8 protein-coding genes are annotated in these 13,096 nt (G+C 67.1%); 2 read left to right on the forward strand and 6 right to left on the reverse strand.

Going from position 1 to position 13,096, the window contains the following annotated elements:
* Positions 1-55: 55 nt before the first annotated feature.
* From K4G53_RS02440 to K4G53_RS02465, 6 genes are all read right to left on the reverse strand, one after another.
* Positions 56-1,027, reverse strand: coding sequence for a MoxR family ATPase (locus tag K4G53_RS02440; protein ID WP_221383903.1), 972 nt, complete (start codon positions 1,025-1,027; stop codon positions 56-58).
* Between the two features lie 75 nt (positions 1,028-1,102).
* Entirely contained in the window at positions 1,103-7,246 is a 6,144-nt protein-coding gene (locus K4G53_RS02445; RefSeq protein WP_260323072.1) for an Ig-like domain-containing protein, read from the reverse strand.
* Positions 7,247-7,397: 151 nt separating this feature from the next.
* Entirely contained in the window at positions 7,398-8,588 is a 1,191-nt protein-coding gene (locus K4G53_RS02450) for an adenylate/guanylate cyclase domain-containing protein (RefSeq protein ID WP_221383904.1), read from the reverse strand.
* Positions 8,578-9,174, reverse strand: coding sequence for a PH domain-containing protein (locus K4G53_RS02455; protein ID WP_221383905.1), 597 nt, complete (start codon positions 9,172-9,174; stop codon positions 8,578-8,580). The genes K4G53_RS02450 and K4G53_RS02455 overlap by 11 nt, the downstream gene beginning before the upstream one ends.
* A complete protein-coding gene (locus K4G53_RS02460; RefSeq protein WP_221383906.1) occupies positions 9,167-10,075 on the reverse strand; it encodes a biotin--[acetyl-CoA-carboxylase] ligase in 909 nt (302 codons plus the stop codon). Before K4G53_RS02460 ends, K4G53_RS02455 begins: the two co-directional genes overlap by 8 nt.
* 56 nt (positions 10,076-10,131) lie before the next feature.
* The gene (locus K4G53_RS02465) at positions 10,132-11,019 is read right to left on the reverse strand and encodes an NAD(P)-dependent oxidoreductase (RefSeq protein ID WP_221383907.1); all 888 of its coding nucleotides are present in this window, start codon (positions 11,017-11,019) and stop codon (positions 10,132-10,134) included.
* A gap of 214 nt (positions 11,020-11,233) precedes the next feature.
* Between K4G53_RS02465 and K4G53_RS02470 the strand changes: the two genes are divergently transcribed.
* Positions 11,234-12,817: an acyl-CoA carboxylase subunit beta gene (locus tag K4G53_RS02470; protein ID WP_221383908.1), complete on the forward strand. Its 1,584-nt coding sequence runs from the start codon at positions 11,234-11,236 to the stop codon at positions 12,815-12,817.
* Positions 12,814-13,071: an acyl-CoA carboxylase subunit epsilon gene (locus K4G53_RS02475; protein ID WP_374226134.1), complete on the forward strand. Its 258-nt coding sequence runs from the start codon at positions 12,814-12,816 to the stop codon at positions 13,069-13,071. The genes K4G53_RS02470 and K4G53_RS02475 overlap by 4 nt, the downstream gene beginning before the upstream one ends.
* Positions 13,072-13,096: the final 25 nt, after the last annotated feature.

Raw genomic sequence — 13,096 nt, forward strand, 5'->3', positions numbered from 1 at the left:
CCTTCGTTGTTGCGCTGAAAGGGAGTGTGCTGGTGCGGGGCGCGTGCCCGGCGGGTCAGGCGCTGGTGCGCTGCTGCGGGGCGGCGACTTCGGCCAGGATCCTGGTCAGGACCGCTTCAGCGGTCGCACCCGAAAATTCGGCCTCCGGGTCCATGACGAACCGGTGGGTCCACACCACTGCCGCCAGTTCCTTGATGTCGTCCGGCAGGACGAAGTTCCGTCCCTGCGATGCTGCCCAGACCTTGGCGGCCCGGACCATGGCCAGGGCGCCGCGGACGGAGACACCGAGCCGGGTCTCCGGCGCGTTCCGGGTCTCCTCGCACAGCCGGGAGATGTATTCCAGCACCGCGGTGTCCACGTGGGCGGTGGCAGCGAGGTCAGCCATGTCCGCCACCGCCTGCGTGGTGATGACGGCGTTCAATTCCTTGGAACGGTCCTTCAGGTTGGATCCGCCAAGGAGCCGGACCGTGGAGGCGTGGTCCGGGTATCCGATGGAGGTCTTGATCAGGAAGCGGTCCAGCTGGGCCTCGGGGAGGCGGTAGGTACCGGCCTGCTCGATCGGGTTCTGGGTCGCCATCACCATGAAGGGCCGGCCGGCGGAGTACGTGACGCCATCGACCGTCACGCGGGATTCCTCCATGACCTCCAGCAGGGCGGACTGGGTCTTGGGCGAGGCACGGTTGATCTCATCGGCCAGGACGATGTTGTTGAAGATCGGGCCCTTGTGGAATTCGAATTTCTGCGTCTTCTGGTCGTAGATGGTCACACCAGTGACGTCGGAGGGCAGCAGGTCAGGGGTGAACTGGATGCGGTTGTTGGAGCCCTGCACGGTGGCCGCCAGGGCCCGGGCCAGGGAGGTCTTTCCGGTACCCGGCGCGTCTTCGAAGAGGACGTGGCCTTCGGCCAGCATCGCCGTGAAGGTCAGCCGGATGACGTGTTCCTTGCCCAACACTGCCTGGCCGACGTTGGCAACGAGCTTTTCGAACGTGTCGGCAAACCACGCGGCCTGCTCGGTGGTCATGGTCATGAGGTGGTTCCTTCTGCTGTGGTCAGGTTCTCCGCGGGGCCCGGCGGGCCCCGCGGCTGCGTTGCGGTCGGTTGGTCAGCGGTTGGGCATCCCGTTGGGTGGGTTGCACCCGACGTTGGAGGTATCGCAGCGGAGCCAGTTGCCCGCTGCCATGCCTTCGCTCAGGTGGTACCAGATGCCGCTGGGGTTGTTCGAGGTCTTGTACCAGACCTGGTAGCGGTCGGCCCGGGAGTAGGCGCCGGCGTCGAGCCATTTTCCTTCTCCGGTGCACTGGGACGGGTTCCCGGCGATGTAGCTGTCGGTGCCCTTGCGGGGTTCGGTGCAGCTGCGGACCGGGCTGGCGGTGACGTTCCAGGACGTGGGCGGGGGTGGGGTCGGGTCGGCGCCGGAAGTGGATGTGGCGGGTCCACCAATGGCACCATCCACCACGGTCACGGCACGTACGCGCAGCCTGTGGCTCTGGTCCCAGCCACCGGCACCGGCGTCGAACCTGTTTGCAGTCCCGACGTTCTGCCAGCCCCCGCCGTCCATGCTGACCTCGTAGTACTTGAGCGGCCGGCCGTTGGTGTTGGGGTCGTTCCACGTCCAGTGCACCTGGCCGTCGCCCTTTGCCGAGGTGGTGCCGTTGACATTCGGTGCGTTGGCCGGCCCGTACGGGTTGCCGTTGCCGATGGCGCTGGCATCGCCGGAAACGTTGTTCTTGGTGGAGGTGGCGATGATCGTCACGGTGATGTCCCGGCCGTTGGTCATGCCGCCGATGGTTCCGCCGCCGGCCGCGATGGGCCCGCTCCTGCCGTCGGCGTTGTAGGAGTACACGATTTCACTGGCGGTGGATCCGTTACGCTGGGCCTCCGTCAGGGGCGTGAACGTCACCTTAAGCTGCCCGCTGGTGCCGGTAGGCGCCACGCTTCCGCTGCTCACCATGCCCGGCTTGCCCACGGCACGGATCGCCGCCGACTGGGCGCTGGTGGCGCTGGTGCCGGCCTTGTTCGTGGCCGAAACCGTGAACGTGTAGTTCGTCTCAGAGTTGTCCACGGTGACGTTCTGCGAAGTTCCGGCGACCTGCTGGCTTGCCACGACGGCACCGCCGCGGAGGGTAGTCAGGGTGTAGGCGGAGATGGCGTCACCGTTGTTGTTGGGCGCAGCCCAGCTGACTTTCAGCTGGCTTTGCGATCCCACGGACGCGGCCTGTGACGCCGAAGGCGCAGTCGGCGTCGCGGGGACACCGGCCGGTACTTCGGCTGCCGAGTATGGGCTCCATTCGGACGGTTCCTTGGCGTCGTTCCGGGCCAGGACCCGCACCTTGTAGGACACGCCGTTCTGCAGGCCCTTCCAGACATAGCTGACCGAGGTCAGCCCCTGGACCTGGGCGTTCTGCCCTGCAGGCGCGGGTGAGATTTCCAGGTCGTAGGACTTGACCGGCGAGCCCTTGCTGGCCGGAGCCGTCCAGTTGATGGCCAGTTCCCTGTCGCCAAACTTCAGCGACGGTGCCAGCGGGGTATCGGGCTTGACGTCGGGCCGGACGTCGGCCGAGGCCGGGGACCGGTCCGACTCGCCGAACTCATTGGTGGCCGTCACCTGGAAGTGGTACGTGGTGTTGTTGGTCAGCCCGTTGAGCGTGCACGTGTTGGCCGGGCAGTCCTGCCGGAACCCGCCTTCGCCATACACGGTGTATTTGGTGATGGGCGAACCCCGGTCCGCCGCGGCGGACCAGTTCAGCAGCGCGGTTTGGTCGCCCACGCTTTGCGCCTGCGGCGTGGTGGGGGCGGCCGGCTTGTCCTTGACGGTCAGCCGCACCCGCGCAGTGGCGTGCCGGGATGCGTCCCCGGTCTTGTCCTCCACGGTGTAGGCCACCACCATGGTTCCGGTAAAGCCGGGGGCCGGCGTGACCGTCACCGAGTCACCGTTAACCCCCACGTTGCCGCTGCCCGTTTCGGTATTGGCCGCGATGATCTTCAGCGGTGTTTCCGGGAACGGGTTGGCATCGTTCGCCAGGACGTTGATGGTGACCGGTTTGCCGGCGGCGGCGTTGGCTTCGACGTCGTCGTTCGCCACCGGCTTGGGCCGGTTGGAGGCCGTCACGGCAAGCTGGTAGGTCGCCGTCGCTTCGAGCCCGCGCGGGTCCGTCGCCTTCACCTGGACCGCGGCCTTGGAGCCGGTGCCGGTGGAGTCCGCCGCCGAAACCTTCAAGGACTTGCCCTCGACGCTGGCGTTGAACCCGGCGGGGGCGCCGCCCACCAGTTCGTACTTCATTTTCCCGAGGTCGTCCCGGTCGGGATCGGAGGTCAGTTTCGCGAGGTCGGTGGTGGCCGAGTCACCCTTGGGGACGTCGATGGCGGCGCCCAGGAGTTCGGGCGGATTGTTCTTGTTCGGGTCGGGCAGGACCTTTGTGCGGATGCTGAGGGTGGCCTTCAGCCCGGCCGGATCGTCCGGTCCGGTGCCGTCGGTCACTTCGAAGGTCAGCGAACCGGGACCGACGTAGTCTGCGCCGGCGGTGTACTTCAAGCCGGTGCCGTCGCGGGTGACCGGGTTGCTGCCGTCAGCACCGATGAGCTTGATCCGGTCGGCCTGGGTCAACCGTGGCGACTTGCCTTCGCGGACCTTGACCCACTCGTTGAGGTCGACGTCGACGGATTGCCCGGACACCACCTCGAGGACCTCGTCCTTTGCCAGTGTGGGGACCTGCTGGCCGAGGCCGGGAACCCAGATGACGGCCGTGGACTTGAGCCCGTCCACGTCCTCCACGGTGTAGGGGATGAGCTGGGGCTGATCGGTGAGGTCGACCAGCATGTTCCCGTTGCCCCCGGGCCTGGCCGTGGCGGCCTCGGTGCTGATCTTCAGGTTCTCCCCCACCCCGTCGGGGTCTTCGTCGTTCTTGAGGACGGGAACATCCACGGCGGTCTTGCCCATGGTCTGGGCGGACGTCACCCTGTCGTCCCGGGCGAGCGGTGCCTTGAGCGGTACGTCGTTGTCCACCACCATGCGGATGGTGGCCTGGGCTGTGGCGTCCCGGTCGTCGGCGATGGTGTAGCGGACGTTGACCGTCCCGGCCTCGTTGGGGGCCAGGAGGAGGATGCGGCCGCTGTTCCTGCTCACGGTAGCCTGCAGCGCGGGATCGGCCTCGATGCCGTCGGTGAGGATGCGGATGCGGTCGCCGTCGGGATCGGTGTCGTTTGCGGTGGCGTCGACGGCGATCTGGCGGCCGGGCCGGACCCGGACCTCGTCGTCCACGGGCGTTGGCTTCTGGTTCATGTCACCGCGGGGGGCGACGCCAACCGTCACGGTGCCGGTGTTCACGGCGCCCTGGCGGTCCACCACCTTGTAGCGGAAGGTGTCGGTACCGGCCCCGTCCCCGGCGGCGGTGAAGTCAATGAAGCTGCTGCCCACGGTGGCCGTGCCCATGGCCGGGGTGCTGTCGATGCCGGTCAGTTGGACGGAGTCGCCGTCGGGATCGATGCCATCGAGCGGGACAGGGATCCGGACGGTCCCTGCAGCCACCACACGCGCGGTGAGGTTGCGCGGCTGCGGCCGGGAGTTCTCCGCGCCTTCGAGCGGCAGGATATGGATGGTGACGGCGGCGGCGCTCTTCTGTCCCTGGGGGTCCACGGCGTTGTAGATGGCGCGGACGGTCTTGGGCTGGCTGCCCGCGATGAACCGGAGCGTGTTCTCGGAGACGAAGCTCTTGCCGTCGGCCGGGTCCACGGCCTGCGGCAGGACGGGGTCAACGGTCAGTTCCTGGCCCTGCGGGTGCGTGTCGTTGTCCAGGACAGGGATGGTGACGACGTCGTTGACGCGGACATTGACTTCATCCGGCTTGGGCTGCGGTGCCTCGACGACGGCCGGGGCCGGGACGGGCACCACGGAGACGCTGCCCGTGGCGGACTTCCTGCCGTTGGACATCGTGTATTCGAAGAGGATGGGGTCCTTGGTTCCCAGGATGTCCGTGATCCTCAGGACGCTGTGGTTGATCACGCTGACGGATACCGGCGCGTCTTCGGGCAGTTTGACTGACTGCAGCACGAGCACGCCGCCGGAGGGGTCGGAGTCGTTGGCCAGCGGGTCCAGCAGCACGCTTCCGCCGGCAGGCATCAGCGCAACGTCGTGGACTGCCACGGGGTCGCCGGTGTCGTTGCCGGATTCCACATCCACGCGGATAAGGCCCTGGCTGCTTTGGGGCCCGTTGCTGGCGATGTACGTCAGGTAGACCGGGCCCGGGGTGGTGCTGCGGAACGTGAAGGTGCCGCCGTCGGTCACCGGGCCGAGATCGGCCGGACCGTTGGCTTCCACCTGCGCCAGCCGGAGCGCGCCGCCGTTCGGGTCGACGTCGTTCTTCAGCGGCGAGATGACCAGGTCCTGGCCCACCACGGCCGTGACATGGTCCGCGTTGACCACCGGGGCCAGGGCGCCCGGCGGCTGGACGTTGACCACCACCTTGCCGGTGACCGTGGCGCGGCCGTCCCAGATGGTGACCTGGACGTTCTTCTTGCCGGCGGTTGCGCCGGAGTCCTGGAAGGTGAGCAGGCCGTCGCGCCGGACCTTGACCTGGTCCTGGTCGTTGTCCGCCTTGGCGTCCAGCAGGACCAGATCGTCGCCGTCGGGGTCGATCCAGTCGGTCAGGATGTTCTGGCTGACGGTTTTGCCCTGTTCCACCAGCATGGTGGTGTCCTCGCCGCGCTTGAACTTCGGCGGCTTGTTGTCGTCCGGGCCCACCACGCTGAGCGTGACCTGGCCGGTGGCGGACAGGCCGCGGCCGTCGGAGGCGCTGTAGTTGAACGTCTCCGTGCCCGGTTTGGCGTCCGCGGGGACGGTGATCTGGAAAGCTGTCCCGCCATAGATGTTTTCCAGGGTGCCGGACTTGGGCGCGGCCTCCGGCGCCACGGCAGCCGTCAGGACGTCGCCGTCGGGGTCTGAGTCGTTGTCCAGGACGCTGAGGATGGTGGTGCGGCCGGGGCGCACGCCGACGGCGTCGGGCTTGGTTTCCGGCGGCCGGTTGGGTTTGGTCCGGTCCGGCAGGACGTTGATGGTGTTGTTGTCCGCCGATTCCTGGTCCTGGTCGTCGGATTCGTTCTTGGGTGGGATGACGTCGTCCCAGTTGTTGACCAGCTGCATGTTCTGGTTCACCAGCCACACATTGCCCGAGTTCACATCATTCAGGACCACCAGGTCCCGGTTCACCCGGAAAACATACGACGGCGACGCACTCGCCTTGGGCACCTCAACGTTCCTGTCATCACCATCATTGACGCAATCACGCACATACTTGTTCGCACCCGACCACGCCGCATGCACACACCCGCCCAACTGCACCGGCGCCGCAGGAACACCCTCGCCATCGAACGCCACCACCTTCGCCGTCCCGCCATCCAACGGCTGCTTCAACAACGCCTTCCGCGTCGCCACCGCCACGACATCACTGCCCGGCCCCGCCTGCTGCAACTTCGCATCCCGCGCATTCTCCAGCTGCAACCGCTTGCCACCGGGAAGGAACAGGCTGCCCGCGGCAGCATCCAACACCACCGGCCGGTCCCCCACCACCGTCATCTGAAGATCCCCAGCCCCCCTCAGGTCAGCCCACGTATCCGACTCCGACGACGTCACCCCGCCGTCGGCATCGACCCCCGTCACCGTCACCGTCCCGGTCTTCGGATCCGCCGAATAAATCCGGTCATCCGAACCCACAGCAGACACCGTGCCCTCCGAACCCACCAACACCGGCTCAGACGCTTCCTGATCAAAACCATTCACCGTCGACGGCGAAACAGCCCACACCTTCCCCGACGCAGCATCCGTCACCGACATCGTCCGCGCCCCAAAACTCACATCAGCAGCCCCCGGCAACTGCTTATCCCCACCAAGGCGCATATTCGCCGGCGACACCTGGTTCAACGTCGAACCAGTCTCATCATCAACAAACACCTCACCCGCATGCTGCAACACATCAAACGTCGCCGACGCCGGCGTCACCGCACCATCCAAAACACGCGACGGATAATTCAACCGCCCCACCGCATTCTTCGACTTACTGACCACCCACACGCCACCGTCGTTCAACTCCACCTCAGTGGTCTTAAACCCCGGATACAACACAGCACCCGTCACCACAACAGCCAAAACAACACCAAACGCCGTCCCGGCAAGGCGGCGGGAGCGCAGCAGGCGGCGCCATGCGGGCACCCCTGTGGCAGGGCTTTGGGCGCGCGTTTGTCCGCGACGTTTCATTCCTTGAATCCCCCGAAAATATGTGGCCTGCGGCCGGCCGGCTTCCTCAGGAGCCGGGCACCACAACAATACCGCCAATCCACCAACAAGTGGATAAATTCAGTGCAGCGGCGGCGGTTACCACAGCAGCCCCGTTTCCAGTCTGGAATTCCTAGTCCAGGACCAGGCCCTTGCCACGGCCGCGCGTAAGGCGGACCGGCCGGATTTCGCCGAAGCCGCGGACGTTTTCCGGCGGCTGCGGGATCATGATGAACCGTTCGTCATGTTCCAGGGCCGACGCGGTCATCGAGTCCACCAGGACGGTGCCCGGATCGGCAAGGCTGGTCAGGCGTGCGGCGAGGTTGACCGTGGGGCCGTAGATGTCCCCGAGCCGGGACAGGATGCGGCCCCAGACCATCGCCACCCGGGCTTCGGGCAGGATCTCGTCCTCGGTGAAGGCCTCGGCCAGGGCGAGCGAGATCTCGGCGCCGGCCGCCGGGGTTTCGGCAATGTAGAGGACTTCGTCGCCAACGGTCTTGACCAGCCGGCCGCCGCCCACCGAGATGATTTCCGCGCACTTGTTTTCGAAGCGCTGGACCAGCCGGGCGAGGGTCTTCTCATTCATCCGGCGGGACAGGCTGGTGTAGGAGACCAGGTCGGCGAAGCCGACCGCGCGGGCCAGGGGCAGCGGCGCGTCGTCCTCGTCGCCCTCCCGGCCCTCTTCGCTTGCCTGCAGGCCGGCCTCGGCCCGCACCGCGAGCCGCTGGACTCCGGCATTGAGTTGGCGGCGCCAGGAGTAGACCAGCACCTCCTCGAGTGCGTCCACCAGGGCGGGAAGTTCGTTGACCAGGCGTTTGCGGGCCACCGCGTCCGTGACGCCCTGCTCGTGGACCATGTCCTCCACCAGGGCCTCGATCTGCCAGACCACCATGCGGTCGGTCATCTGGCCGATGGCGCGGGTGACGGAAATCGCCGCTTCCTCGGTCAGCTTGCCGGCACGGACCAGGTCCACCACAGTGGACAGGGCCGCCTGGTCACGTTCAGTGAAGGCCACGTCCTCGTCCCCGAAGTTGGGGAAGCCAAGGGCGCGCCAGAGTTTCCGAGCAGAGAGCAGTGAGAGGCCGGCACCGGCTGCGACTTCACGACGGCGGAGCTTGCGTTCGCCGCCGAGGAGCCGGGCTTCGAGCGCTTTCATGGCCAGCCGCTCGGCGGACATGGCGCCTGTGGCGGGATGCCGGTCCACACCGGGCGGCGGTGCGGCGGGTTCCGGCGATGTCGCGGAGTATTCAAAGGAGGCCGTATCAACGGAGCGGGTGTCAGGGGCGATGCTGTTCATGCGTTCCTGCTGGTCCTCATCGTTCATCCCGTCCACCTTCTCTCAAACTTTCCGGTAAAGCCCCGGCTGCGTATTGCCCCGCTGCACCCGGCCCTGCGTCGTCGTCGTCCGGCAGTTCCCCGATGGCATCGAGGATAAAGTCCCGGAACCTGGAGACCTCGGGTACGTCGCGGAAGACCACCACGCCCTGGTACCCGGTCTCCAAGGATATATTCCCGGACCGCACCAGGCGTTGCAGCAGCGTCTCGTGGACTGCCAGGTTGCGCACCGAGGCGAGGTTGACCTGCTGCTCCCGGCGGTTCAGGATGCCGTAGCGGGCCACCATCCGCCGGCTGGTCAGCGTGTAGCGGGTGCCGTGCCAGCGGAGCAGCCGGGGCAGGCAGTAGCCGAGCCACACCGCTGCGGCCGCTGCAACGCAGGCAGCCACCAGCCAGGGCGTCCCCCTGGCGCCGAGGGCCGGCACCGCGCGGGCGCCGCCGCGGATGATCCAGGCGGAGGCGAAGGCGGCCAGTGCGGGTGCCAGCACGAAGGCCACGGCTGCTCCGGCGAGTTTCCTCGGCTGCGGGCGGGTGGTGACTATGACTTGCTCGCCCGGGACGAGGCCTTTACGCATAACCGCCTTCGCCGGGTCCTTCAGGCGCATTCCACGGCCGCAGGTGCACCACGTCCCCCGCTGTCACCACGTGCTCGTGGGAGTCCTTGTCCACCACAAGCAGGGAACCATAGTCGTCCAGCCTGGTGGCGTGTCCGATGATCTCATGGTCACCGGGAAGCTGTGCCCGCACCTGCTTGCCGAGTGTCACCATGGCTGCTTCCACCCGTTTGTGCAGTGACGGGCCGCCTGCCATGCCCGCGGTGGGGTCGCCGTCGGCATTGCAGAAACTGCGGTACAGGACCGCGAAGTGGGACAGGTAGCTCTTGAGGAGGGCGGTACGGTCCGTGGTGCGCGCCCCTTCCAGGAGCACCGACGTCGCCGTGGGGACCGGCAGGTCTTTTTCGCCCAGGGTCACGTTCAGCCCCGTACCGAGGATGACCGGCGGGACGCTGCCGTCCGCCATGGGACCAAGCTGGGCCAGGATGCCGGCAATCTTGCGTCCCCGCACCAGGACGTCGTTGGGCCACTTGAGTTCGGCGGGGAGGCCTGCCGTTTCCACGAGTGTCTCGCGCAGCGCCAGGGCCGCGATCAGGGACAGCCAGGAGTAGCTCTGGGTGGGAAGGGGCCTGCGGTCGGCGTTGACGGGGCGCAGGACCACCGAGACGGACACAGAGCTCAGCGGCGGCGCTTCCCAGCGCCGGTCCAGGCGTCCCCTGGCGGCGGTCTGGTATTCGGCGGTGAGGACGGATAGGTCCGGCCAGGCCGCAGGCTCGACCGCGACGAAGCGGAGGAGGTCGGCATTCGTGGAGCCGGTGGAGTCAACGACGTCGATGCGGGGAATCCCCGCAGCCGAGAGGAAGCGCTCGTCGGCCAGGTCACTTCTGTCCAGGGGGGTGCCCGGTGCGTGTGCGTCGTCCATAGCTAAATCCTACCGAGCCAAATCCCGCCAGGCGCCGTACAGCCCGGGCGCAGGCGCTAGAGGAAGATGTCCGGAACCAGCTGGTCCTCCGGTGCCCCAAGACTGTAGGGGCGGAAGTCCGCCACTCCTGCCGCCGCCAGGACCTGCTCGTCCGTGTAGAAGTTTCCGGTAGCGGCGGCGCCGGCATGGAGGTTGCCTCCGGTCAGGACCGCGTGGGCGGCGTCGGCCATGATCTGCGGCCCGCGGGCAGCCAGTACCATCGTGTCGCCGTGGGGCATGTTCCGGATGGCTGCGGTGTCGATCAGGGTGCACGGCCACAGCGAATTGACCCTGATGCCGTCCTCTTTCAGTTCCTCGGCCAGTCCCAGCGTCGTCAGGCTCATCCCGTATTTCGCCATGGTGTAGGCAAGGTGCTTCCCTGCCCAGTGGGGATCGAGGTTAAGCGGCGGCGAGAGCGTCAGGATGTGCGGCTGCGCCGAGGCGCGCAGGGCGGGCAGCGCCAGCTTGGACAGCAGGAAGGTACCGCGCACATTGATGTCCTGCATCAGGTCGTACTTTTTCATGTCCACGTTGTCCGTGGTGGACAGGTCAATGGCGGAGGCGTTGTTGATGACGATGTCGACGCCGCCGAAGCGCTCCACAGCCGCCGCCACAGCCCCTGCCACATCCTCGTCCCGGCGGACGTCGCCCACCAGCGGCAATGCCTGGCCGCCTGCCTGCACCAGTTCCTCCGCGGCAGTGAAGACCGTGCCCGCCAGCTTGGGGTGGGGTTCCCCGGTCTTGGCCAGGAGCACGATGTTGGCCCCGTCCCGGGCAGCCCTCCTGGCTATGGCAAGGCCTATGCCGCGGCTTCCGCCGGAGATCAGGAGCGTACGTCCGGCGAGGGTGCCGGAGGCCTGGTACGGGCTGCCGGAAGCGGGCAAAGCCTCATCGCTTGAAGTCATGGAAACACTGTAACCCAGGCAAGTTACCGGTGAGTAACATTGCGTGCGGGGTGCCGGATCGACAGAAAATTGTAGGTTCCCTACAGCTGTGGGTGCCCAAACCGTCACTAGACTTGCCACCAGGGTTCGTCTTTTGTGTGGATGCTACTTAATCTCCGCAGCGCCGGGCCCGCCAGCGAACAGAACCAATCTGCAACAGAGCCGGAGACACTTGATGAGCCACGATCTGACAACGACAGCGGGAAAGATCGCCGATTTCCGCGACCGCCAGGCGCGTGCAGAACAGCCCTCCGGCCCCGAGGCCATCGAAAAGCAGCATGCCCGCGGCAAAAACACGGCCCGCGAGCGCATCGAACTCCTGCTCGACGAAGACTCGTTCGTCGAATTCGACGCCCTGGCCGTGCACCGCTCCACAGCCTTCGGCATGGAAAAGAAGAAGCCGCTCGGCGATGGCCTGGTGTCCGGCTACGGCACGGTGGATGGCCGCCTGGTGGCGGTCTACAGCCAGGACTTCACGGTGTACGGCGGATCGCTGAGCCAGGTCAACGGCGAAAAAATCGTCAAGGTGCAGGAGTTCGCACTGCGCAACGGCTGCCCCGTGGTCGGCATCCTGGACGGCGGCGGCGCCCGCATCCAGGAAGGCGTTGCCTCGCTGGCCATGTTCGCGGACATCTTCCGCAACAACGTCCACGCCAGCGGCGTGGTACCGCAGATCTCACTCATCATGGGCCCCTCCGCGGGCGGCGCCGCCTACTCCCCCGCGCTCACCGACTACGTGGTGATGGTGGACAAGACCTCGCACATGTTCATCACTGGCCCCGACGTCATCAAGACCGTCACGGGCGAAGACGTGGACATGGAAACCCTGGGCGGCGCCCGGCAGCACAACGCCACCACCGGCACGTCCACCTACCTGGCGTCCGACGAAACCGACGCCATCGAGTTCGTGCGCGAACTGCTGGATTTCCTGCCATCCAACAACCTGTCCGAGGCCCCCGTGCTGGGCCACCAGCAGGAGCTGGAAATCGACGACGACGACCTCGCCCTGGACGCGCTGGTGCCGGATTCCGCCAACCAGCCCTACGACATGCGCGCCGTCGTCGAGCAAATAGTGGACGACGGGCATTTCCTGGAGATGCAGGCCCTGTACGCCCCCAACGTGATGATCGGCTACGGCCGGGTGGAGGGCCACACGGTGGGCATCGTGGCCAACCAGCCCCTGCAGTTCGCCGGGACCCTGGACATCGCCGCCTCGGAAAAGGCAGCCCGCTTCGTGCGGCACTGCGACGCCTTCAACATCCCGATCATCACGCTCGTGGACGTTCCCGGCTTCCTGCCCGGCAAGGACCAGGAATTCCAGGGCATCATCCGCCGCGGCGCCAAACTCCTCTACGCCTACGCCGAAGCCACCGTCCCCAAGCTCACCGTCATCACCCGCAAGGCCTACGGCGGGGCGTACATCGTGATGGGCTCCAAGAAGCTCGGCGCCGACCTGAACCTGGCCTGGCCCACGGCCCAGGTCGGCGTGATGGGCGCCCAGGGCGCCGTCAACATCCTCTACCGCCGCGACCTCGCTGCGGTCGCCAAGGACGGCGGGGACGTCGAGGCCCGGCGCGCCGAAGTCATCCGGCAGTACGAGGAAGAGCTCCTGAACCCCTACCAGGCGGCCGAACTCGGCTACGTGGACGCCGTGATCGCCCCCTCCGATACCCGCATCCAGATCATCAAGGGACTGCGGGCACTGCGCGACAAGCGCGCCAGCCTGCCCGCCAAGAAGCACGGGAACATCCCGCTGTGACCGCGGCACACGGGCACGAATCCAGCGCGGCGGCCGCCGAAGCCCCGGAAGCCCAGGCCGCTCCCCTGCTCTCGGTTGTCAAAGGGCAGCCGAACGCCGAGGAACTCGCCGCCCTGACCGCCGTCGTCCTTTCCCTCGGCGTCCCTGCCCCCGCCAAGGCAGGCGCCCCGAGCGTCCGGCACTGGGTGCGCAGGCAACAGCTGCGTCTCGCCCCCACGCCGGGGCCGGGAGCCTGGAAGCGCAGCGGCCGGTAATCCCCACCCACCGCCGGCCTGCCGG

Source organism: Arthrobacter sp. MAHUQ-56 (genome assembly GCF_019710585.1).
GTDB lineage: Bacteria > Actinomycetota > Actinomycetes > Actinomycetales > Micrococcaceae > Arthrobacter.